The 23,612-nt window shown below is 61.7% G+C and carries 20 protein-coding genes; 3 read left to right on the top strand and 17 right to left on the bottom strand.

Annotated features, from left to right (window positions below):
• The first annotated feature begins 1 nt into the window (after nucleotide 1).
• Nucleotides 2–397, top strand: coding sequence for a fumarate reductase subunit C (locus tag R5M92_RS00685; RefSeq protein ID WP_346797098.1), 396 nt, complete (start codon nucleotides 2–4; stop codon nucleotides 395–397).
• The gene (frdD, locus tag R5M92_RS00680; protein WP_346797097.1) at nucleotides 394–774 is read left to right on the top strand and encodes a fumarate reductase subunit FrdD; all 381 of its coding nucleotides are present in this window, start codon (nucleotides 394–396) and stop codon (nucleotides 772–774) included. The genes R5M92_RS00685 and frdD overlap by 4 nt, the downstream gene beginning before the upstream one ends.
• Before the next feature lie 188 nt (nucleotides 775–962).
• Here the strand turns inward: frdD and R5M92_RS00675 are convergent, their stop codons facing one another.
• Together R5M92_RS00675 and R5M92_RS00670 are read right to left on the bottom strand one after the other, a co-directional pair.
• Nucleotides 963–1,733 carry a ribonucleoside-diphosphate reductase gene (locus tag R5M92_RS00675; RefSeq protein ID WP_346797096.1) on the bottom strand — a complete coding sequence of 257 codons (771 nt, stop codon included), beginning with the start codon at nucleotides 1,731–1,733 and terminating at the stop codon, nucleotides 963–965.
• Between the two features lie 53 nt (nucleotides 1,734–1,786).
• Nucleotides 1,787–3,898 carry an adenosylcobalamin-dependent ribonucleoside-diphosphate reductase gene (locus R5M92_RS00670; RefSeq protein ID WP_346797095.1) on the bottom strand — a complete coding sequence of 704 codons (2,112 nt, stop codon included), beginning with the start codon at nucleotides 3,896–3,898 and terminating at the stop codon, nucleotides 1,787–1,789.
• A 216-nt stretch (nucleotides 3,899–4,114) separates the two neighbouring features.
• On the opposite strand from R5M92_RS00670, the gene R5M92_RS00665 reads away from it, so the two are divergent.
• Nucleotides 4,115–4,696, top strand: a complete 582-nt coding sequence (locus R5M92_RS00665) for a hypothetical protein (protein ID WP_346797094.1) — start codon at nucleotides 4,115–4,117, stop codon at nucleotides 4,694–4,696.
• On the opposite strand, the gene R5M92_RS00660 is transcribed toward R5M92_RS00665, so the two are convergent.
• From R5M92_RS00660 to R5M92_RS00590, 15 genes are all read right to left on the bottom strand, one after another.
• Nucleotides 4,642–7,380: an EAL domain-containing protein gene (locus tag R5M92_RS00660; RefSeq protein ID WP_346797093.1), complete on the bottom strand. Its 2,739-nt coding sequence runs from the start codon at nucleotides 7,378–7,380 to the stop codon at nucleotides 4,642–4,644. The two genes, R5M92_RS00665 and R5M92_RS00660, sit on opposite strands and share 55 nt — an antisense overlap.
• Nucleotides 7,377–8,042: an OmpA/MotB family protein gene (locus tag R5M92_RS00655; RefSeq protein WP_346797092.1), complete on the bottom strand. Its 666-nt coding sequence runs from the start codon at nucleotides 8,040–8,042 to the stop codon at nucleotides 7,377–7,379. The genes R5M92_RS00660 and R5M92_RS00655 overlap by 4 nt, the downstream gene beginning before the upstream one ends.
• An 8-nt stretch (nucleotides 8,043–8,050) precedes the next feature.
• Complete coding sequence (locus R5M92_RS00650) at nucleotides 8,051–8,857, bottom strand: motility protein A (RefSeq protein ID WP_346797091.1); 807 nt, start codon at nucleotides 8,855–8,857, stop codon at nucleotides 8,051–8,053.
• 79 nt (nucleotides 8,858–8,936) lie between these two features.
• On the bottom strand, nucleotides 8,937–9,638 hold the full coding sequence (locus tag R5M92_RS00645) for an RNA polymerase sigma factor FliA (protein ID WP_346797090.1): 702 nt from the start codon (nucleotides 9,636–9,638) through the stop codon (nucleotides 8,937–8,939).
• A 27-nt stretch (nucleotides 9,639–9,665) separates the two neighbouring features.
• Entirely contained in the window at nucleotides 9,666–10,100 is a 435-nt protein-coding gene (locus tag R5M92_RS00640) for a flagellar protein FlhE (RefSeq protein WP_346797089.1), read from the bottom strand.
• Nucleotides 10,097–10,675, bottom strand: a complete 579-nt coding sequence (locus tag R5M92_RS00635) for a hypothetical protein (RefSeq protein ID WP_346797088.1) — start codon at nucleotides 10,673–10,675, stop codon at nucleotides 10,097–10,099. Before R5M92_RS00635 ends, R5M92_RS00640 begins: the two co-directional genes overlap by 4 nt.
• A complete protein-coding gene (gene flhF / locus R5M92_RS00630; RefSeq protein ID WP_346797087.1) occupies nucleotides 10,672–12,897 on the bottom strand; it encodes a flagellar biosynthesis protein FlhF in 2,226 nt (741 codons plus the stop codon). Before flhF ends, R5M92_RS00635 begins: the two co-directional genes overlap by 4 nt.
• 55 nt (nucleotides 12,898–12,952) lie before the next feature.
• The gene (gene flhA, locus R5M92_RS00625; RefSeq protein ID WP_346797086.1) at nucleotides 12,953–15,037 is read right to left on the bottom strand and encodes a flagellar biosynthesis protein FlhA; all 2,085 of its coding nucleotides are present in this window, start codon (nucleotides 15,035–15,037) and stop codon (nucleotides 12,953–12,955) included.
• The gene (flhB, locus tag R5M92_RS00620; RefSeq protein WP_346797085.1) at nucleotides 15,034–16,197 is read right to left on the bottom strand and encodes a flagellar biosynthesis protein FlhB; all 1,164 of its coding nucleotides are present in this window, start codon (nucleotides 16,195–16,197) and stop codon (nucleotides 15,034–15,036) included. Before flhB ends, flhA begins: the two co-directional genes overlap by 4 nt.
• A 218-nt stretch (nucleotides 16,198–16,415) precedes the next feature.
• The gene (gene cheZ / locus R5M92_RS00615) at nucleotides 16,416–17,111 is read right to left on the bottom strand and encodes a protein phosphatase CheZ (protein ID WP_346797084.1); all 696 of its coding nucleotides are present in this window, start codon (nucleotides 17,109–17,111) and stop codon (nucleotides 16,416–16,418) included.
• 42 nt (nucleotides 17,112–17,153) lie between these two features.
• The gene (cheY, locus tag R5M92_RS00610; protein ID WP_346797083.1) at nucleotides 17,154–17,543 is read right to left on the bottom strand and encodes a chemotaxis response regulator CheY; all 390 of its coding nucleotides are present in this window, start codon (nucleotides 17,541–17,543) and stop codon (nucleotides 17,154–17,156) included.
• Nucleotides 17,544–17,615: 72 nt separating this feature from the next.
• Nucleotides 17,616–19,310: a methyl-accepting chemotaxis protein gene (locus tag R5M92_RS00605; protein WP_346797082.1), complete on the bottom strand. Its 1,695-nt coding sequence runs from the start codon at nucleotides 19,308–19,310 to the stop codon at nucleotides 17,616–17,618.
• Between the two features lie 80 nt (nucleotides 19,311–19,390).
• Nucleotides 19,391–20,452, bottom strand: a complete 1,062-nt coding sequence (locus R5M92_RS00600) for a chemotaxis response regulator protein-glutamate methylesterase (RefSeq protein ID WP_346797081.1) — start codon at nucleotides 20,450–20,452, stop codon at nucleotides 19,391–19,393.
• 94 nt (nucleotides 20,453–20,546) lie between these two features.
• The gene (locus tag R5M92_RS00595; protein ID WP_417339040.1) at nucleotides 20,547–21,431 is read right to left on the bottom strand and encodes a CheR family methyltransferase; all 885 of its coding nucleotides are present in this window, start codon (nucleotides 21,429–21,431) and stop codon (nucleotides 20,547–20,549) included.
• Nucleotides 21,416–23,605 carry a methyl-accepting chemotaxis protein gene (locus R5M92_RS00590; RefSeq protein ID WP_346797079.1) on the bottom strand — a complete coding sequence of 730 codons (2,190 nt, stop codon included), beginning with the start codon at nucleotides 23,603–23,605 and terminating at the stop codon, nucleotides 21,416–21,418. Before R5M92_RS00590 ends, R5M92_RS00595 begins: the two co-directional genes overlap by 16 nt.
• Nucleotides 23,606–23,612 lie beyond the last annotated feature (7 nt).

Below are 23,612 nucleotides of genomic sequence, written 5' to 3'. Positions count from 1 at the left end.
CATGGCAAAGCAGAGCAGTTATCTTCCACGGCTGACGCGTACCTGGTGGTTGAAGCATCGCTATTTCAAACTCTACATGGCACGCGAAGCCACCGTACTGCCGCTGGTATTCTTCATCGGCTGCCTGCTGGCCGGGCTATATAGCCTGCTGCAAGGGACGGAAAGCTGGGCAGGTTGGCTTGCCTTCATGGCGCATCCGCTGGTGATCCTTCTCAACTGCCTCGCCTTGGCCGCCAGCCTGTTTCATGCCTGGACGTTCTTCGAGCTGTTCCCGCGAGTCATGCCGTTGCGAGTCGGTACCCGCACCATCCCGGCAAGCTTCATCGTATTGGGGCAGTGGGTTGGCGTGGTGGCGGTCATCGCCCTGTTTGCCTGGATATTGGGGAGTGGATCATGAGAGAAGCGTCTGATGCCAAACGGCCCAAGCGCAGCGATGAACCGTTGTGGTGGGCGCTGTTCAGTGCCGGCGGCGTCTGTTTCGCCGTGTTCGTCCCCGCCGCCATCCTGTTCATCGCCGTCCTGATTCCCTTGGGAGTCGTTCCCGAGACGGCACTGAACTTTGAACGAACACGCGGGTTACTGTTCAGCTTCCCCGGTCTGATCTTCATCGGGGCAGTGATCTGTCTGCCGCTGTTCCATGCCGCGCACCGCATTCGTCACGGCCTGCACGACCTGACCCTGGGCAACGAGTCGATCAACAAGCTATTCACCTACGGCTTGGCCGCCCTGCTCAGTATCCTGGCTCTGTACGGGTTTTTGCGTGGGATTCTCTGATGCAATGAGTAACAAGGTCGGAATCAACTCGTAGCGGGGGTCATTCGCCATGGATGGCGAATTTAGCGCCCATGGATGGGTCTATAGCGCCCCCGCATAGGGTTGTTCCGACCGTTGAATGTGCTGAAACAGCTTGTTAGCAGTCTCGTACTTTATCCACCTCAGCAAAGGGGTTGTCGTGAGCGTCTCTAGCCACACTTCGACCAGCCACAACCGGCGTAACAGGTGGGGCAGCCATCCATCATGATCAGCTCGCCGCGGCACTCGGGGCAATGACCCACTATCGCCGGGCCACCGCCTTCAGGCTTTTTTTCCGGTGCGGCGTCCGTTGTCGTCTCGGTCACCGCCGGCGCGGCAGTATCACCAGCTTCCGGCTGCCAGGCGTGACCATGGGCGATACGGCGCGCATGGCGCTCCACCAGCTCCTCCACCGGCACCTGGTTGCCGTCGGCATCGAGAAAGCCACGACGATACAGAATCTGCTGGATCGACCAGGCGATCGCCGCCACCTCGGAGTCGTGGAACATCGGCTTGTTCCAGCGATTCATGCCGCAACGTACCAGGCCCTTGTCCCAGGCCACCTTGCGTAGATCCGCCACCGCCTGGGTGACGTAGCCGCCGCGTGCCGCCAGGGACAGGCTGCGCATGGTGGCGGTGATCCACTGGTGCTCGCTGGATAGCTGGCCGGAGGGAAAGAAGAACTCCACCGGGCGTTCGATGACGACTCGCTTGCCCTCCACCACGCCCTCTACGGGCATGAAGGAGACCAGCAGATAGACCTTCTTGCGCCCTTCGGCACCGACATAGGAGATCTTCTCGGAGACCGCCTCCAGCGTACCCTCGGGGCGCGAGGGAATACGCACGGTAAGCGGGTTCTCGTCCTGCAGGGTCGGCACCGGCGCAGCTTGCTCCTGCTTGATGCGGTAGCCCACGATCTTGGATTTTATTTCAACGGCCATCGGTCTCTCCGGTTAGCAAAAGTGTGCGCCTGTCATCCTGGGTGTGGTCATGCTCACCACTTGCCATAGGTGCCTTCCTTCAACCCATCGAACAGGTTGGCCGCGTTGTGCTCCTCGCCGTCATAGATCACCTTCTCATTGCCGGTGAGTTCCAGCGTCTCGCCATTCTCCAGCTCGAACACATAGGTGGTGTTGTTGAGGTCGTCCTCGCGTACCAGCACACCCTGGAACGCCTCCGGGTTGAAGCGGAAGGTGGTGCAGCCCTTCAAGCGGCTCTCGTAGGCCTGCAGATACAGGTTCTGGAACTGCTCGAAGGCAAAGTCGGTGGGTACGTTGACCGTCTTGGAGATCGCGGAATCGACCCAGGCCTGAGCGGCCGCCTGCACCGCGACGTGCTGTTCCGGATTCACGCTGTCGGCGGTAATGAAATACTCCGGCAGGTCACTCTCCACGGCATCGGCGGCGATGAAGTGACGGTAGGCGGCCAGCTCGAAGGAGACCACTTCCACCTGCTCCTTGGTCTTCTTGCCCGACTGGATGATATTGCGGTAATAGCGATGCGAGAACGACGGCTCGATACCGTTGGACGCATTGTTGCCCATCGACAGGCTGATGGTTCCGGTCGGCGCAATCGAGCTGTGGTGGGTAAAACGAGCGCCCTGCTCGGCGAGCGCCGCCACCAGGTCAGGCTCGATCTCGGCGACCTTGGCCATGTACTGGCTGTAGCGCGCGTGTAGTATGCGTCCCGGCACCTTGTCGCCGATCTCGTAACCGTCCTTGGCCAGCTGGGGGCGCTCGCGCATCATCTTGGCGGTGATGGTGTGCTCCTCTTCGAGAACCGGCGCCATGCCTTTCTCCCGGGACAGCTCCAGCGCCTGCCTCCAGCCTTCCAGGGCCAGGTTACGGCTGACTTCCTCGGTAAAGGCCAGGGACTCCGGCGAGCCGTAGGGGATCTTGAGCATGGTCAGGGTCGAGCCCAGCCCCAGAAAGCCCATGCCGTGGCGGCGCTTGGCTTCGATTTCGCGCTGCTGCTGGGGCAACGGCAAGGCGGCAATTTCCACCACGTTGTCCAGCATGCGGGTGAAGATCGCCACCACCTGGCGGTAGCGCTCCCAATCGAAACGCGGCGCCTTGCCGAACGGGTCGATGACGAACTGGGTGAGATTGACCGATCCCAGCAGGCAAGCGCCCTCCGGCGGCAGCGGCTGCTCACCGCAGGGATTGGTGGCGCGAATATCCTCGCAGAACCAGTTGTTGTTCATGCGGTTGACCTGGTCGATCAGGATGAAGCCCGGCTCGGCATAGTCGTAGGTGGAGCTCATGATGGTATCCCACAGCTCGCGCGCCTTGATCACCTCGACGACACGGCATGCCACGCGGCCTTCGTCATCCACCGTGTAACCCTCTTCGATCACCGGCCAGTCGCGGTAGATCAGGTCTTGCGGCTTCACGTCCTCCTTCTCGCCGGGATGCAGCGGGAACGCCAGCGGCCAGTCGGTGTTGTTCTTCACTGCTTCCATGAACTCGTCGGTGATCAGCAGGCTGAGGTTGAACTGACGCAGGCGCCCGGATTCCCGCTTGGCCTGGATGAACTCGCGCACATCGGGATGGCCGACGTCGAAGGTGCCCATCTGCGCACCGCGACGGCCACCGGCGGAAGCCACCGTGAAGCACATCTTGTCGTAGATATCCATGAACGCCAGGGGGCCGTTGGTGCCGGCGCCCGCCCCGAACACGAACGCTCCCTTGTGGCGCAGAGTAGAGAAATCGTAGCCGATACCGGCGCCGGACTTCAGCGTCATGCCCGCATCCACCACGCTATCCAGAATATCGCGCATGGAGTCGCGAATGGTGCGCGAGACAGTGCAGTTGATCAGGCTCACCGCCGGCTTGTAGTCTTCCGCGCCGGCATTGGAAAGAATCCGACCGGCCGGAATCGCGCCGTTTTCCAATGCCCAGCGAAACTTGGGCAACCACTGCTCCGCCTTGTCGCCCTCCACGGCGGCCAGGGCTCGCGCCACCCGCTCGAAGGTGCCGCCCAGGTCCTGGTCGACCGGGCGGCCATGACGATCCTTGAGACGATACTTGGCATCCCAGATCTCCCTGGACGGCTCCTGGAGCGGCACATCATGGGAGGTCTTGCTAGCCTTGGTCGAAGTACTCATGTCGCGGATCTCCTTCGCAGCACGGTGAATTGGAACGCCGGAAAAAACGGCGATTATACGGCCTGGGCAGTTCATGTACAGTCTTGAAATAGCACTAGATGAGCCCGATTGAAAATTGATTTCTACTATATATAGCAAAATCAGCGCATTACTCTTTTGTAATGAGCAAACACGTTATAGGCTTGTTCGAGACTTCCTGGACGACACTGACTCCCCATGCCGCACTTCTCCTTGCCCCGTCTTTTCCTGCTTCTCGGCGCTTGCTCTCTCAGCGCCAACACTTACGCCGCCACCTTCGACACCCGCCACGCCGAGCAGCATCAGCACTGGCAATCGCTGGTGTTGACCCTGGGGGAAGAGCGCCACTTCCGCGCCGTGGAAACTCACAGCTATGCCGATGCTACGCTGAGCGTCAACACCACCCAGGGGGTCTGCGATCTTCCCTGGCTGGAAATGCGTGTGGAGCTTGACCAACGTCAGCAGGCGAGCCGAGCGGTGAATCTCGTGCCGACACGCTTGCGGGTGGATGAGGCCACCCGCCACGAGGGCATGGCGGAATTCATCACCGAGCGCGGCGACAACGGCTTCTACGTTCATTTCTACCTGAACGAGCTGGATGATCTGCTCGACGAGATGCACAGCGGCGAGACGATCTACCTGGGGTTCGACCAGGAGGAGCGAGAGCCCTGGTACATGACGTTCAGCCTGGAGGGCGCGGCTATGGCCATCGAGCGCATGCAGGCTCAGTGCGCGTCCAGCGCCAGCTCCGCCACGGGGCAAGGCCGGGAGAACAGATAACCCTGATACGCGACGCAGCCATGGTGGAACAGCCACTGGCGGTGGGCTTCGGTTTCCACCCCCTCGGCAATGACATCCAGCTCCAGGCTGTGCGCCAAGGAGATCACCGTCCTGACGATCGCGGCATCGGCGGGATCTTCCAGCACATCACGGACGAACGACTGATCGATCTTGAGCTGATCCAGGGGTAAACGCTTCAGATAGGCCAGCGACGAATAGCCGGTACCGAAATCATCCAGCGAGAAGCGAATTCCCATGCAGCGCAGCGTTTCCATGCGGGAGCGCACGTCCTCGACTTCCTCCATGAGCAGGGTTTCGGTCACTTCCAGCTTCAAGCGTCGTGGGTCGGCTCCGGTACGCTCCAGAATCTGCTGTACCTCCTCGACAAACCCTACCTGGCGGAACTGATTGGGGCTGACATTGACCGCGATATCCAGGGCCTCGGTGGTGCTTGACTGCGCCCACCGGGCCAGTTGGCGACACGCGGTTTCCAGCACCCAGGTACCGATCGGTCCGATCAGGTTATTCTCTTCCGCCAAGGGAATGAATTCGGCTGGCGAGACCATGCCCCGGGCAGGATGCTCCCAGCGCACTAGCGCCTCGACGCCGATGATGCAACCGTCGGCATTGACCTGGCTCTGATAGTAAAGGCGCAATTCCTCATTATGCAGGGCCTGGCGCAAGTCGCCTTCCATGCGGGCACGATCCACCACCACCGCTTGCATCTCGGGATCGAAGAAGCGCAAGGCGTTGCGCCCCGACGCCTTGGCCTGGTACATGGCCAGATCCGCTTGCTGCAGGATATCGCTGACGCTGACTTCACCGAAGCCAAACAGCGTGATACCGATACTTCCCGAGACCTGAAGCGTATGTTCATGGACCCGGATGGGCTGACTCAGGGCGACGAGCAGCTTGCTGGCGATGGATTCGGCATGGCGAACGGCATGCTCGGAATCGTTGCCCAGCTCATGCAGCATGACGACGAACTCGTCGCCCCCCAGCCGGGCGACGGTATCGCTGTCGCGGACAATGTCATCCAGGCGCTGCGCTACCGCTTGCAGCAGCGCATCACCCAGGTAATGTCCCAAGCTGTCATTGATGGTCTTGAAGTTGTCCAGGTCGATGAACATCACCGCGGTATACTGGCTGTCGCGCCGGGTATCCTTGAGCGATGCTTCCAATCGGTCGATCAGCAGACGGCGATTGGGAAGGCCGGTCAAGGCATCATAAAACGCCAACTGGTGGATTTCCTGTTCGGCGGCCTTGCGCTGGGTGATATCGCTCAGCGTGGCGACATAGTGGGTGATCTCATCCTTATCGTTACGCACCACACTGATGGTCAGCCACTGGAGGTAGATTTCACCATTCTTGCGCTGGTTCCATACCTCGCCCTGCCAGGTGCCGTTTTCCTGCAGGCTGTGCCACAGATGGCGATAGAAGGCCGCATCATGACGTCCGGAATTCAGCACGCTGGGATTGCACCCCAGCACTTCTTCGGCACTGTAGCCGGTGATGGCGGTGAAGGTGGAATTCACCTGCACGATACGGTTGTCGGCATCGGCGATGAACATGCCCAGGTGCGTCTCGAACGCCATGGCGGCGATTTTCAGCTGTGCTGCTTCGAGCTCGCTGACACGCTGTGCTTCCGTGCGCTGCTCTACCTCCGTGGCGAGTCGATTGCGATGACGGCGCAGCTCCTTTTCCGCCGCATACAAGTGGTGGTAATGGCGCAGGGCCACGGCCCCCATCAACACCATTGCCACCCAGCCCAGCACCAGCGCCCAGAAACGTCGCCACCAGTCGGCAAGATAGAGCGTGGTATCCTCACCGGCCAGCACCACCCAATCGGTTCCAGTTACCTTGCGCGCACTGAACAGGCGTCGGTTATCGTCAACCGGCGACTTTCTCACCCAACTGTCTCGGGTGACGTCGCTGCCGAGGAAATCCAACAGTTGCGGCGTCGCGACGTGAGCGCCTGGCGCCGCAGCGGTACTGCCATCGATACCAAAAACGCGCTGAGCGATGACTCGGGGAGAGCTATCCACCAGTGCTAGGCTTGTACCCGGCCCTAGCGATAGTCGCTCCATCAACCCTTCGAAAAGAGCTGGGTCCAGGCGCGCCAACACCAAGCCTTCCACGCCTTCCTCGGGGCTTTCGATGCGCAGTGCATGCAGTACACGTAGCTGACCGACAGCTTCTGACCAGTAAAGCGTCGAAACGGCAGGGCTAGCAGCTGAGGAGGACTCCAGCACCAACGGAGCAAGAAAGGCACTGCTCCCCAGCTCGAAGCGGCTCGCCTCCATGGGCCGGGTCGATGCCAAAACATAGCCTTGGGCATCTACTAACGCCACATCCTCCCAGATGTCCACGCTATCTCGCCGTCGTTTCAGCAGGTCTACCAACACAGAGGGCTCGATTTGGCCCGCCTGGTTCAATCGGTATAGCCCGAGTATCTCGCGCAGGGAGTGTTCGGATGTGGCGAGCAGGCTGCTTACCCATTCGTTCATCATATCCGCCGTGGTGGCGGTGCGCGCCCTGGCAAGCCGTTCGTCCTCCTCGTGGGCGACATTCATCTCCCAGCCGATCAGAAGCAGTAACAGTACTCCCGTTGCCAAGCCGATAAAGGCCGCCTGCCTGGGTGGCAACCGCCTCTGTTGCTGTTTGGCGTCGGAGCGGTGCGTCACCTTTGTCCTCCCTGGCGCAACAGCAACTCCACCCGTCGATTGGCGGCCCGGCCTTCCCTGGTATTATTGCTCTGCATCGGCTGGGTATCGGCATAACCCACGGCACGCATACGCTCGATCTTCACCCCTTCGCTTTCCAGATGGCGTACCACGGCGATCGCCCGTGCCGAGGAGAGTTCCCAGTTGGAGGGGAAACGTGCCGTGGCAATGGGGATGCTGTCGGTATGGCCCTCCACGGAAATCTGACCGTCAAAGGACTCCAGCACCTCCACCAGGCTCTGGATCAGCGTTCTGCCCTGACCGGTCAGTTCGGCCTGGCCGCTGGAAAACAGCAGACTATCGTCGATACGCAAGGTGACTCCCTCACTCCCTGCATCGACACTCACGCCGGGAATGCTGAGGCCGGAAAAACGTGGCTGGATACCGTCATGCGCCGGCTGGATACCCGTCGATTGCGCCATCCGCGACGCCGAAGGAACCGCTGACGACGAGGCCATCTGGTTCTCGCTGGCATCGCCGCTTCCGGGCGGTGTCAGCGCCAGCAGAAGCACGAACAGGGTAATCAGCAAGGTGAGCACATCGAGATAACTGGTCAGCCAGCTCTCATCGTCACCGCCCATCGCCACGGGTTCCAGTGTCTGCCGCGTATCATGATCCAGCATGAGCGGCGCTACCCCTTGCCAGTGGCGGGTTTCGAGGGAACCCTTCTCTCGCGAATTTCATCATGAAAGTCGGCGACGAAGGAATTGAGCGTTTCCTCGATAAAGGAAGGCAGACGACGCTTGGTGATCAACGAAATGCCTTCCATCACCATGTTCATGGTAATCAGGCGGTCTTCGGTACGCCGTTCCAGCTTGACCGCGATAGGCTTGAAAATCAGGTTGGCCAGCAAGATGCCATAGAAAGTGGTCAGCAGCGCCACGGCCATGCGCGGACCGATGACTTCCAGGTCGCCGGCATCCATGACTTCCAGCATGTTCACCAGACCGACCAGGGTACCGATCATGCCGAAGGCGGGCGCATAGGTCGCCATGGTACGAAACACTTGCGCCTGGGCATGTTCGCGGGCCTTCAGTCGAGCGATACGCCAGCGCATCAGATCGAATATCTCGTCCTCCTTGGTGTTGGCAATGACAAGCTGGATGCCGGTGCGCAGAAAGGGATTGCGCGTGTCTTCCAGAGCCGCTTCCACCGCCCGCACGTCACCCTTGAACCATAACCGGGACATGTCGACGAGTTCCTTGATGTCATCCCGCACATAGGTATTCTCGCGACGAAACACGATGCCTACCAGGCGCACCACATGCAGCACTTCCCTCAGGGGATAACTGATGAAAGTGGCGGCCAGAGTACCGGTGAGCACGATCGCCAGCCCCGGAAGATTAAGAAAACTTTCGGGTGATTCCGCAGTAAAGAACAGGACGCTCACCAGTAGCGCTATGCTGGCAAACATGCCTATCAGCGTCGAAGGATTCATCAACGGCTCCTTGCCGGTCACAAGTCAGTGGAAAGGGGTGCGATAGCGCACGTGGTTATAGTCGCTTTCACGACAGCCTTCAATCGGCCTCGCCAAGGCGCGCGCGTAGACGGCTGATAGCCTGGCTGTGCAACTGGGAGACACGCGATTCCGTCACCCCCAGCACAGCCCCCACTTCCTTGAGGTTGAGCTCTTCCTGGTAATACAACGCCATCAGCAGTTTTTCCCGCTCCGGCAACTGCTCGATCGCCTCGATCAGGCGCTGGCGTTGCTGACCATCCAGCAGCGTTTCGAAGGGCAGGTGCGCGGCGATGTCTCCCGCCGGCTCTCCGCTTTCTTCCACCAGCGCTTCAAAGGGCAACAACTGCCCGCTATTGGTATCGCTGAGGAGTTGGCGGTAGGCCTCCAGGGGCATCTCCAGCTCGGCGGCTATTTCGTGCTCTTCTGGAGGCCTTCCCAGCACCTGTTCGAGACGCCGCACGGCTTCATCCATCGCCCTGGCCGAGCGCCTGACGCTACGTGGCAGCCAGTCACGGGTGCGCAATTCATCCACCATGGCGCCGCGAATCCGCTGGCTGGCAAAGGTGGCGAAGCTCGCCCCCTGGCTGGCATCGAAACGTCCCAAGGCCTCTAGCAACCCCACCATGCCGGCTTGAATCAGGTCATCAAGCTCGATGCAGGATGGCAATCTGACCTGCAGTGACAGCGCCTGGCGTCTGACCAGCGGCATGTATTGCGCCAGCAATTCACTCTGGTTGATCCTGCCTTGTGCTGTATACATCCTCGTGCCTCGCGGCTGATACGGTCGTTACTGATAATTCACGATGACCTGCAGCCCTTGCACCCTCACCGGCCTTTGTCCCGGTGGCAACGCGAAGCGAAACTGCAAGGGGGCCTCAGCCGTCGCTCCCTGCAGTGCCTGGGTCATCCCCCGCATGCCGGTCAACGCGACACAGCGGCTGGGGTGACACAACCAAGCCTTGACCTGACTGCCCACCGGCTGGCGATAGCGCCACTGGATCCCACTGATCCGGGACTCCGGCTCGGTCATGCCGGCCGGCGGGGTCATGGAAGCGCTATCGGCCGTGCGCTCGCTCATGGCCACCATGAAGCCCGGGGCGGTTGCCGTCCAGCTACCCGGGGCGGCCAGCACGGCCGGCGCCCAGCCGAGCATCCAGACGGAGACCACCAGAACCCACTGCCGCTGCTTCATCCAGCTTATCATGCTGACGAGTCGTTTCATCTTGCCAGTACCAATAGCTCAATACCCAAGTAGTAATTCGCCGCTACTTGCAAGTTATCCAACAGGCCCCGACGAGGCAAGCCCGGCTCGTGCAACGCCAGCAATCGCGAAGGCCCGCCGGCCTGGTGCATGGCGTGCAGCGCACGGAAACCGCGCATGAAGGCCTCCGCATCGCTATCCACCCATAGTGCCCAACGCGACTGCTCGCGTACCAGGCCGGTCAGGTTGGTGGCACCAGGCGGAACCAGCTGAATCTGCCAATCCTCCGGGGCGCCCGCCCAACGCCGTCCCTCCGCTGACCATTGACCCAGCCGGGCCCGCACCTTGGCGACCTGGGCGGGAGAGGCTTGCGCCAACCCCACCACGACCAGGGGCAGCCGCGGCGCCTGGCGCACCGAGGTGTGAGCCGGGGGCGGCTCGGATGACGGCGTAGCGGGCGCCTCCACGGGCAGCTCGACCGAGGCGGCCCGGTCATCCGCCATGTTCTGCTCGTCATGAGCATCCACCACGCCCTGCTGCTGGCGCTGCAGGTTGGCCCACTTGCGTAACCCGGCGGCCTGGTCGCTCTCGCTCACGACATTCCCTCCAGGCCGGCCGAGCCGAATTGGCGAATGGCGTCACGCGCCATGAAGGCATACGCCAGGCCATCGAGCATGGCGATGTCGCGCCGACGCCGGCGATTACCCGCCAGGCCGAGCACGTTCGCCCGCAATGCCGCTGCCGCTTCGTCCTCGGCAACGTCTAGGTGACCCGCCACAGCGGCCAGACCCGAGGCCATCAACAGGCGGATTTCGGGGCTCAGCTCTCCGCCGTCGGCTTCCTTGAGCTGTTGCCAGGCGCGGCGGGTCAATGCCGCCAAGCCTTCGCTCTGCAAGTGCGTCAATAATAGTGAAAGCGCATCGTCGCCCAGGCGCACCGGCGTCAACCAGTAGCGCCGGGCCACCACCTTGGCGTTTTCGGGATCGCGGATTTCCCCGCGCCAGGCGAGCATGTCCTCACGCTCGCCTGCGCTTGCCCGACGCGGATCGACCGGGGCCTGGACGGCTTCACGCGCCACATGCAGCTGCATGACCTGGCCACGAAAGCGTACCGACACCTGGGAAAAATGTGGCGCCTCTTCCAGGAGGGGTCCGAGCGTGGTGCGTTGCGCGCCATATTCTACCCGCTGACTGCTGCGCACGAGGCTGACCCAGGTCATCTGTTGCTCTTCCAGCCAGACCCAGGCCGCGGGAGCGGGCAAGCCGGGGAGCAGGTGGACGATAACCCCGGCGTCATGCGAAACCTGCGCCAGCCGCTCGCGCCAGCCAGCGGGATGGCGATGCTGCAGCCAGGGCAGCGCCACCCAGGCACCATCGGCGTCCAGACCGATATCCGGCATCGCCCAGTCACAGCCCCTTTCGTTGCGTCGGGGCGACCAGGCCATGCCTAGAATGCTATCCGCCGGCGGGTAACCCTCCAGCAATTGCGACAACCGCTCGTCCTGAAGCGCCATGGGCAGTGCCGCCATGTCCCATAGCGCTTCCAGCGCGGAAAAGCCGACGACACGCTTGCGCAGCGCCGTCATCAATGCGGACAGCCGCCGCCCCTGACCGAGCACATCCCGCGACCAGCTCGGCAGGGAGACCGCAGAAGCGGGGGCACTCTCCGCCGCGCCGGGCATGGGGGTGCGTGTGGTCAATGCCTGTTCCACCAGACCCTCGGCATCCGCCACCGCCATATCTTCGGGAACGCGCTGACCGTGAGATCCGAACAGGATGCGCAGACCATGACGCATGACGATATCCAGCACCGGCGCCAGGCGCCCCGCCTCATCCTGCTTGGTGATGATGCAGTCATCGAGTTCGGCGCCGGCGGCACGGGCGGCCTGGCGGTAACGCATGACCACTTCCTCCAGCGTCTCCGGCTGGCTGGCGGCATTCAGCAGCAGCACCAGGCGCACCCGCGAGCGGCCCCCCTGAAGGTGAGCGATCTGCTCGATGACCCGCTGGTCGCGCTGGCTCATGCCGACGGTATCGATGATCACCCACTGCTTGCCCTGCAGCCGGCCCAGCAGATCGTCGATCGGCTGTTCGGCATCGAGAGCGTACATCGGCGTATCCAGCAGGCGGGCATAGATACGTAGCTGCTCGTGGGCACCGATACGGAAACTGTCGGTGGTCACCAGTGCTACCGGGCGCGTGCCGTGGCGCATGACGAAACGTGCCGCAAGCTTGGCCGTGGTGGTGGTCTTGCCCACTCCGGTAGGACCGACCAGCGCGACGATACCGGTCTGGTCGAAGAACGGCGCTTCGGCGTCGAGCACATGCAGACGGTCGGCCAGTTGCCGGCGCAGCCAGACCAGCGGCTGTTCGCTGGTCTCGTCGAGCAGGGCATACTCTTCGGGCAGACCGGTCAGGATATCGTCGGCCAGCTCATGGCTGAAACCGACTTCGCGCATGACCTGCAGCAGGCGCTGACGGCATCCGGCGGGTGTAGCGGCAACGCGGCTCTTTTCCGTGGCCAGGAGCTCGCGCATATCCTGCATTTCCTTGAGCAGTCTTTCGCTCATGGCATGCAACGGGTCATCCCGCCCGACAGGGGGGGTGGCTGGCGGCGCCACTTCAGTGGCGTTTGGCTCGACGGGGGGCGACTCGGGCGTAGGGTCGAAATGATCCACCGCCTCGTCGGCCATGGCCAGGATTTCCACGCCGTCCTCGGTGCGGCGATTGGCCAGGATCAGTGCATCGTCCCCCAGCGCTTCGCGTACCTGGCGCATGACATCCCGACTATTTGCCCCAACGAAACGTCTTACGCTCATATTTCACCTTTTGCCTTGGTCATACCTGTCATGGTGGCCGTTTTCTCCGCTCGGGTCACTGACGTCCGCCCACCAGCGTGGTGACACGCAGTGTCCGGTCATCGGGAATCTCCGCCTGGGACATCACCACCAGATGCCGCAACCGGCGCCGCAGGAAGCGCGAAAGCACGGCGCGCAGCGAATGCTGGACCACCAGCACCGGCGGCTCGCCCGTGGCTTCGTGCCGCTCCAGTGCCTGTTGGGCCTGGGTCATCAGGGTGTCGGCAAGCCCCGGTTCCATGGCGCCGTTGCCGTTCATCGCCTGCAACAGAACCTGCTCCAGCTGCGCTTCCAGCCCCATGACGTTCAGCATCTCCTGACCGGCGAACCACTGCTGGGTGATCGCTCGGCCCAGGGCAATGCGCACCAGGGCAGTCAGTTCATTGGGGTCCTGCTGCTGACCGGCATATTCCGCCAGGGTATCGAGGATAGTCCGCATATCGCGGATCGAGACGTCCTCGTCGAGCAGATTCTGCAGGATTCGCTGCAGCACGGTCAGGCTGATCGCCTTGGGTACCACTTCCTCCACCAGGGATTTCTGATCTTCGCCCAGCTTGTCGAGCAGCTTCTGCACTTCCTGGCGGCCCAGCATCTCGGGCGAATGCCGATGCAGCAGGTGATTCAGGTGCGTGGCCACCACGGTGCTGGCATCCACCACGGTATAGCCGTATACCTGGGCGTGCTCGCGCTGATTGCCGTCGATCCAGATCGCCGGCAAGCCGAAGGCCGGGTCCTGGGTGGGCGTGCCCTGGAGCTCGCCCGACACCTGGCCGGGGTCGATCGCCAGCCACTTGCCGGGATACGCCTCGGCGCGGCCGATCTCGGCACCCTTCATGGTCAGCACGTAAGTGCTGGGCGAAAGTTCGAGGTTATCGCGGATATGCACCACCGGCGGCAGGAAACCGACCTCCTGGGCGAACTTCTTGCGCACGCTCTTGATCCTGCCCAGCAGCTCTCCCTGCTGGCGCGAGTCGACCAGCGGAATCAGGCGATGACCGACCTCCAGGCCGAGGGTATCGACCAGTTGGACATCCTCCCAGCTGGCCTCCGGCGTTTCCTGTACCGGCGGCGGTTCGGCGCCGATCTCCTGCTGCACCAGCGCCTGCTCTTTCTGCCGCATGAGATACCAGGCCAGACCCGCCAGCAGAGCGGTGAAGATCAGAAATACCAGGTTGGGCATCCCCGGCACCAGCCCTAGCAACCCCATGACCATGGCGGACAGGATCATGACCTGCGGGTTGACGAACAGCTGTCCGATCATCTGCTGGCCGACATCCTGGTCGGTGGTCACCCGGGAGACCGTCACGCCAGCGGCGGTGGAAATCACCAGGGCCGGAATCTGGGCGACCAGGCCGTCGCCGATGGTCAGTAGCGTATAGGTACGCGCCGCATCGCCGAAACCCATGCCATGCTGCATCATGCCGATCAGCAGCCCACCGATGACGTTGACCACCATGATCACCAGGCCCGCCATGGCGTCGCCGCGGACAAACTTGCTGGCACCGTCCATGGAGCCGTAGAAGTCCGCCTCCTGGGCGACTTCGGCACGGCGGGTACGTGCGTCCTCCTCGCCGATCAGACCGGCGTTGAGGTCGGCATCGATGGCCATCTGCTTGCCGGGCATGGCGTCGAGCATGAAGCGAGCACCCACTTCGGCGATACGCCCGGCACCCTTGGTGATGACCATGAAGTTGATGATCACCAGGATCAGAAACACCACCAGGCCGACAGCAAAATTGCCGCCCACCAGGAAGGTACCGAAAGCCTCGATGACCTTGCCCGCCGCATCGCCACCCTGGTGCCCTTCCATCAGCACCACCCGGGTGGAAGCCACATTGAGCGATAGCCGCAACAGGGTAGTAAACAGCAACACCGCCGGGAAGGCGGCGAAATCCAGCGGCTTCTGAGTGAACATGCTGACCAGCAAGACCATGACGGCCAGTGCGATATTGAAGGTGAACAGCAGGTCCAGGGCGAACGGCGGCAAGGGCAGGATCATCATGCCCAGGATCATCAGGATAAGCAGCGGGCCGGCGAGCAGCTTCATGGGCACGTCGCCCGCCCAGTCACGCCGTCCCAGGTAGTGGCTCAAGCCTTTCATGGCTGCTCCTCGCTAGCGCCGCCAGTTCGGGGAGCGTCCATTTCCGGGGGTACCGGAAGGTTGTCGGGTCTCGGTGGCACCTCTCCTCCTACTTCATCGACGCGTTTGAGACGGTAGGCCCAGGCCATGACCTCCGCCACCGCAGTGTATAGGTCGGCCGGGACTTCGGCATCCAGATCGACATGATGATACAGGGCCCGCGCCAACGGCGCGGCTTCAAGCCGGGGCACGCCGGCCTCATGGCCTATCTCGCGAATCCTGGCGGCAACGGCATCGGCCCCCTTGGCCACCACCCGCGGCGCGCCCATCTGACCTTCCTGATAGGACAGCGCAACGGCATAGTGGGTGGGGTTGGTGATGATGACGTCGGCTTCGGGCACCTTGCTCATCATACGCCCTCGCGCCATTGCCTGCTGCTGTTGCCGAATGCGCGCCTTGACGTGGGGGTCGCCTTCGGACTCCTTGTGCTCGCGCTTGACCTCCTCCTTGCTCATGCGCAATTTCTTGGCATTGCTCCATATCTGGAAAGGAACGTCGATCAGAATCACCACCAGCAGTGTCAGCACCATCAGGCCCGCCGCCTGCGCCGCCATGGTAAGTGCCGACGCCAGGGCCTGATGCACCGGCTGATCCATCAGGCCCAGCAACTTGCCGATATTGAAGTACAGAAACGCACCGCCGACGCCACCGACCAGGACCGATTTCGCCAGCGCCTTGGCCAGCTCCACCAGCGCCTGGCTTGAAAACATGCGCTTCAAGCCTTTGGCGGGGTTAAGTTTCGATAGCTTCGGCTGCATCGACTTGGCGGAAATCAACCATCCCCCCAGCAGAGCCGGCGCCACCAGGGCGATGACCGTCAGCAACAAGAACAGCGGCAACATCGCGTACAGGGTTCGCTCGCCCAGCTCCAGGGCGGTAGTCAGCATGGAAATAGGCTCCATGGCTTGGCGACGGTCGAACAGAAACGCTCGTTCCATGACCGTGCCCAACTGGTCGTAGAGCATCTTGCCCATCGACCACAAGCCGATGACGCCACCCAACAGCATCAAGAAGGTGGTCAGCTCGCGAGAACGCGGAACCTGCCCCTCTTCACGCGCCTTTTCCTGGCGCCTGGGCGTGGCCTCTTCGGTCTTTTCCTGGTCGCTGTCGTTATCCGCCATGCTGCCACTCGGCCGAGAAAAGGGCTACGCCGGGATCATCGACCCCGCCGCCGCGAAATGGTCATGCGCTGCCACAGAGCCAAGCGCATTTACGTGTTCAGCCGCCTGGCGGCGGCTGATAGTACACAGCTACTTGGTGACTTAGCTACCCGGACGAGCCATTATCGGTTCAACCAGTTATTTTGGCACCTGGCCAGTAGGCGACAGCATCCACCCGGTCAGAAACCCAGCTGGTCCAGAAGATCGTCAACCTGGTCCTGTCCGCTTACCACATCCGGGGCATCGTCCTTGATCTGCGGTCCGTTGAGCAGGTCTTCGTTACGGCGCACGCTATCGTTTTTCCATTGATCCTCGGCCTTGCGCTGCATGTGCTCACGGGCCTGGGTCTCGGGAACGCTGTCGATCAGTACCTGTACCAGTTGATGCTCGATCTCACGGATGACGTCCATCATCTTCTTGATCACCTGGCCGGTCAGGTCCTGGAAATCCTGGGCCATCATGATCTCGAGCAGCTCCTTGTTGGTAGCGGCCGTCATCACCGGCACGTCACCCAGGTAACCACGAGTTTCCTTGACCAGTGCCTTGGCCTCATCCAGCTCCTTGGGCTCCTCGAACCAGTCGGCCCAGCGCTTGTCCAGCGCTTCGGCGCGCTCGGTCAACTGATCCTGCATGGGCTGAGCTCGGTCAATGGCATTCAGCGCCCGCTCAGCCGCCTGCTCTGTCATGGCCGCCACATAATGCAGGCGGTCACGCGCATCAGGAATCGCTTCCGCCGCTTTCTCGATTTCCTTGTCCAGGCCCAGTTCACGCATGTTTTCGCGCAACATGCGCGTCAACTTGCCGATGCGATGGATCAGGTCTTCGGCAGCTTCCTCGGACAGCTGGGCAGTGCTGGACTGCTCATTCTGGCTCATTGCGTTGTCTCCTCGACGCCCAGGCGGTTACGCCCAGCCGACTCATTTGCCCATTTTCTCGAAAATCTTGTTGAGCTTCTCTTCCAACGTGGCGGCGGTGAACGGCTTGACCACGTAGCCGTTGGCCCCCGCTTGAGCCGCCGCAATGATATTTTCCTTCTTGGCTTCCGCCGTCACCATCAATACCGGCAGGTGCTTCAAGGCATCGTCCTGGCGAATCTCCTTGAGCATTTCCAGGCCATCCAGGTTGGGCATGTTCCAGTCGGAGACGACGAATTCGAAACTACCGCCACGTAGCTTGTTCAGTGCGTCCTGGCCATCTTCCGCTTCCTCGACATTGGTGAAACCCAACTCCTTGAGCAGGCTACGCACGATACGCCGCATGGTAGGAAAGTCGTCGACCACCAGAAAGCTCATGTTCTTGTCTGCCATCATGTTTCCTCTATCAGTTCATGGCATGGATAAACCGGCCCAACGGGCCGGTCAGGGGATTTTCGGGGTTACTCAGAATTCTTCCCACGCCGCTTCTTCACTGCGCGGCCGGACGGGAGCGGGAACCGTGGCCGAACGCGCGGCTCGATCGGGTGTTGCATCGCCGCTTACGGCGGGTCGCGGCGCCTGCAATGCCGGGGAGCTTCCCACCCCGGCGAGGCGGAATACCGCCACGGCTTCTTCCAGACGCTTGGCCTGCTCTTCAAGCGAAGCGGCCGCGGCGGAAGCCTGCTGCACCAGCGCGGCGTTCTGCTGAGTGACTTCGTCCATCTGACCCACGGCCTGGCTGACCTGCTCGATGCCGTCGCTCTGCTCCTGGGACGCCGCCGAAATCTCATCCATGATGTCGGTGACCCGGCGCACCGCCGTGACCACTTCCGCCATGGTAGTGCCAGCCTGGGCCACCAGTTCGGACCCCTCCTTGACCTGAGCCACCGAACCGTCGATCAAGCCCTTGATCTCCTTGGCGGCATCGGCGCTACGGCTGGCCAGGTTGCGCACTTCACCGGCAACCACCGCAAACCCCCGGCCCTGCTCGCCGGCGCGCGCTGCTTCAACGGAGGCGTTGAGGGCAAGGATATTGGTCTGGAAGGCGATGGAGTCTATCACGCCGGTGATGTCGGCAATCTGCTTGGAACTGTCGGAAATGCCGTGCATGGTCTGCACCACACGTTCGACGACTTCGCCACCGCGTTCGGCGGTATTGGACGCGTCGCCGGCAAGCGTGCTGGCCTGGCGTGCATTATCCGCATTCTGTTTCACCGTCGCCGTCATCTGTTCCATGCTGGCTGCGGTTTCTTCGATCGAAGCCGCCTGCTGCTCGGTACGCGAGGAGAGATCGGCATTGCCGCCGGCGATTTCCCGCGTGCCATGGTGAATCTCTTCGCTGCCCGCACGTACCCGCGAGACGATACCGGTAAGATTTTGCTGCATGGTGGCCATGGCGGCGAACAATCGGCCTATCTCATTGCGCCCGGCGGTGGGCACCGGCTGGGTCAGATCCGCCTCGGCGATGGTATCCAGGCGCAGGACCGCATCGTTGAGCGGCGCAATCACTACACGCCGCAAGCCCAGGTAGATAAGCAACAATGTCCCAAAGACTAATACCAACGCGGCAATAGCCAGCATACGCAAGAGATCGGCCCGGCTCTCGTAACCCCGGACAGTTTCTTGACCAGCGCGCATGGCGTACTGCACATAACTTGTCATGCTAGCCTCAAGCATGTCGCTGCGTTCTGTGAGCGATTGCCGCAGGCTATTGAATGCAGGGGTATCGAGCTGATCAAGTGCATCATACTGCTGGCGCACAATATCCGACACGGCCAGAAAGTCCTGTTCCATGTCTGCCGCCAGACGCTGGCCTTGCCCGGTCTTGGGGGCGGTTTGGAAGTTATTAAAACGCACCTCGGCGCGCTCAAGCGCATCGAACGCTTCGGCGAACCTGTTATTGGCGTCCGACATGCTGCCCAACATCATGTCGTTGGAGGCAATTTCCAGGTTGACCCGGGCTGAATTCAACAGGGCATCAGCGCGATTAATCTCGGCCAGCTGCTGGCGACTGAGCGAATCAAGACGCGCCAGCGACTGACTAGCTTGTCGATCGTTCAGAGTGGCTAGAATCATCAGTAGGCTAAAAAGGAGAGCTACTATGACGACAACGGCAATCACCGCCGCATGGATGCTGATATTGCGCATTAAACGAACCATTCACTGTTTCCTTAGCTCTTGTCCATGAGGAATCAAACGTTTACTCGCCATTAGCTGGATGGCACTCCCACCCTGCCAATCTAAACTCTCTGCGCTCGGCCCGAGGCAGCTACCAGGGCCATTAACCGTGCTGGAATCTCATCCAGCGAGGTCACTTCCACGGCGCCGCCCAGGGCGATCGCCTCCCGCGGCATGCCGAACACCACGCAGGACGCTTCGTCCTGAGCGATGGTCGGCGCTCCGGCCTGGCGCATTTCCACCAGGCCCGCCGCGCCATCCTTGCCCATGCCGGTCAAAATCACGCCGATGGCGTTGCGTCCGGCGAACTCAGCCGCCGAATGAAACAGCACGTCCACCGAAGGGCGATGGCGATTGACCGGCGGACCATCATCCAGGCGTGCGACGTAGTTGGCGCCACTGCGCGCCAGTTTCAGGTGCTGGTCTCCCGGGGCGATATAAGCGTGGCCGGGAAGAATGCGCTCACCGTCGGAAGCTTCCTTAACGGTCATGCGACAGAGCCGGTTGAGGCGTTCGGCAAAGGAGCGGGTGAAGCCACCCGGCATATGCTGAGTGATGAGGATGGCCGGCGTGTTGGCGGGCAAGGGCTCCAGCACGGCGCGGATCGCTTCGGTTCCACCGGTGGAGGCGCCGATTATGATCAGCTTCTCGCTGGACACCATGGGGGCCTTGAGCTGCGCCGGGGCCGGGGTGTTCTTGTGCCGGGCCTGACGCGGGCGAGAGCGAGCGGCGGCACGGATTTTCTCGGCAATCTCGTTGGCGTATTCGAGCATGCCGTTACGGATGCCCAGGGTCGGCTTGGCTACGAAATCCAGCGCCCCCAGCTCCAGCGCCCGCAGGGTGATTTCCGAGCCGCTCTGGGTCAAGGAGGAAACCATCAACACCGGCATGGGGCGCAAACGCATCAAGCGTTCGAGAAAGTCCAGGCCGTCCATGCGCGGCATCTCCACATCCAGCGTCAGGACGTCGGGATTATGCTGTTTGATCAGGTCTCGCGCGGCGATGGGGTCGGGAGCCACGGCCACCACGTCCATATCCGGTTGCGAGTTGATGATTTCCGTCAACAGGTCACGTATCAATGCCGAGTCGTCGACACAGAGCACCTTGATCTTGGCTGCGCTCAAAGCACGCCTCCTTTGCTATGGGCGCATGTTGCGCCAACTCATCACACCGTTGGTCGCTGCGCTCGACCACCGTGGCGATGCCAGGTGATTCAATTCATTTCTTGGCCAGGGTATAAACGGTCTGACCGCGCAGCTTGAAAGCATCGCTGATATAGGAGAAATTCTCCGAGTGACCGGCAAACAGCAGGCCATCCGGTTTCATCAGCGGCGCAAAACGTTCCAGGATCTTGGCCTGCGTGGTTTTGTCGAAATAAATCATAATGTTGCGGCAGAAAATCGCATCGAACGGCCCCTTGACCGGCCACTGGGGCGCCAGCAGGTTCAATGGCATGTATTCGATCAGTGCCGACACTTCCGGGCGTACTCGCGCCAGCCCCTCATGGCGGCCGGCGCCCTTCTGAAAGAAGCGCTTGACCCGTACTTCATCCAGCTTGCGTACCTGCTCCTGGGGATAGATACCCGCTCGCGCCTTGCTCAGGGCATCGGTATCGATATCCGTGGCGGTGATACGCGCCTGTTCCGCCCGTGGCCCCAGCGTTTCCAGCAAGGTCATGGCGAGGGAGCAGGGCTCCTCGCCGGTGGAGGCCGCCGCGCACCAGATCTTGACCGGCTCCTGCTTTGCGCGCACGTGATCCGCCAGCAGCGGGAAGTGATGCGCCTCGCGAAAGAATGCCGTGAGGTTGGTGGTCAAGGCATTGGTGAAAGCCTCCCACTCCTTGGCGTCGGGCTGGCGCTCCAGACGCGACAAGTACGCGGCGAAGTGCGTCATTCCATGATGACGCAGGCGTTTCGCCAGCCGGCTATACACCATTTCGCGCTTGTGCTCGGCCAGCACGATTCCCGCACGCTGATAAATCAGCTCGCGAATACGGGAGAAATCGGCATCGGTCAGAATCAAGTCACGCTCGATCTGGTTGCCCGAAGCCCATTGGCCGGCTTCCGCCGACCCTTCTACTTGTCGGGTCAAAATTCCTCCCATGCCTCGACGACAGGCACCCGGCGCTCGGGTAGTGCTTCGGGCCGAGAACGCTTGGAACCTGGTAACGCTTGCGAGGCTGAAGTGGATGACACTGGTTCATGGTGAGCCGAGCCACCCGCAGGGACACTCAACGCCGGAGCACGCATCCGGCCCCCTTGCAGCCGGAATGCGGCGACGGAAAGAGAAAGCAAGGACGCTTGACGCTCAAGATCGAGAGCGGCGTTGGCGGTGTGCTGAACACGGATCGAATTCTGCTGGGTCGCCTGATCCATCTCCGACACAGCCTGGTTGACCTGGGCAATACCGCTACTCTGCTCCTCGGAGGCCGCCGAGATCTCCTGCATGATCTGGGTGACGTTGTTGGCCGCTTCGGCGACATCGGCGATCGCCTGCTCGGCCTTTTTCACCAGGCCGGCGCCATCGCCCACGTCGCGATGGGAACCGTCGATCAGCTGGCGAATCTCCTGGGCGGCATCGGCACTGCGGCCGGCCAGCTTGCGTACCTCTTCAGCCACCACGGCAAAGCCTCTGCCATGCTCGCCGGCGCGAGCGGCTTCCACCGAAGCATTGAGAGCGAGAATATTGGTCTGGAAGGCAATCGAGTCGATGACGCCGATAATTTCGCCCATCTTGTGAGAGCTTTGCGAAATACGCTCCATGTTCGCCACCAATTGGGTCATCAGCTCACCGGTATCGGTAACCCGGCTGGCGTTATGGGTGGCCAGGTCCCTGGCATGCTGAGCATTGTCACTGTTCTGGCGGACCGTCGTGGTCATCTCTTCCATGCTGGAAGCGGTCTGTTGCAACGAGGCGGCCTGCTGGTCGGTGCGGGCGGCCAGCTCTTCATTGCCGTTGGCGATATCGCGCGCCGACGGCGTGACCACGTCGATGCCCCCTTTCACTTCGCCGATGATGTTACGCAGGCTTTGGCGCATGGTATCCAGCGAGTCCAGAAGAAAGCCCACCTCATCACGGCGGCGGGGAGGCACCCTTGCCGCCAGGTTGCCTGCGGCAATCTGCAGGGTGAATCGGCCGGCGTCACGCAGTGGCCGAACAATCGCTCGCAACGTCATTGCACCGATCGCGATCAGCAGCAACAAGCCGACCCCCAATACCACGGACTGGGCCAGCAACATCTTGTGTTGCCCTTGCTCGGCATCGGCGGCCATCGCTTGCGCGACTTGCTGTTTGTTATCGATCAGCTGGTTCACCTGGGCGGACATGGCGCGGCCATCGTTCTGCATGACGCCGATCACCCGATCGAGCCCGGTGAACGCTTCAAAAGTATCTTCCGCTTGCAATACTCTCGCCGCTTCGTGCATGCCTTCGCTCAGGTAGGCCTGCAAATGACGGTCGAACTCGGCGACGCTGGGTGAGGAATTCACCGCCTTGGACTGGTACTCCTCCCAGACGCTTTCAACGACGCGGGCCTGCTCGGCGATACTCGCCCCCAGTTCGTGGCGTTGGTTGATCAGCTCCATGCGCTCCGGCTCGATGACCGCTTGGCGCGACTGGGCAATGGTCTGGTCGATCTGTTGCAGGCGGATCACATCGCGCAAGCCATCCTGGTTCAAGCGGTTCAATCGCTCGCCGGCGACATTCAAGCCATAGAGGCCCAGCCCGCCGCTTACCAGCAGCAACATGCCGCCGGCCACGATCATGGCGGTCAATTTCGCGCGAATGCTATCGAGGCTGAACCTTGCCAGGCGGCTCTTGAGCCCTCGACGGCATAAGCGTCCGCGATCCAGGTAGAGATTCTTGCCTTGCCCTTCGCGCAAGGCGGCGTAAGCGGTTTCCGCCTGGGCGATGGCCTCGGCCGACGCCTTGATCCGCATCGAGGCATAGCCCACCACTTCGTCGTTTTCAACGATTGGCGTGACGCTGGCGTCCACCCAGTAGTGATCGCCGTTCTTGCAGCGATTCTTGACCAGACCTCGCCAGCTCTCTCCCCCTTGAATCGTCTGCCACAGGTTGGCAAACGCCGCGCTGGGCATGTCCGGATGACGAACCAGGTTATGTGCTGCTCCGATCAGCTCTTCATTCGTATACCCGCTGATATTGATGAAAGCGGGATTGGCGTAGGTGATACGCCCCTTGAGGTCGGTCCGGGAAACCAGAAAGTCGTTTTCCTGCAACTCGACGCCGCGCTGCGTGATCGGCTGGTTATTGCGCATCCATATA

The sequence above is a fragment of the Halomonas sp. Bachu 37 genome (assembly GCF_039691755.1).
In the GTDB taxonomy this organism is placed as follows: Bacteria; Pseudomonadota; Gammaproteobacteria; order Pseudomonadales; family Halomonadaceae; genus Vreelandella; species Vreelandella kashgarensis.
The sequence above is the reverse complement of the archived record's forward strand: the minus strand, read 5'-3'. Positions and strand labels throughout refer to the sequence as shown.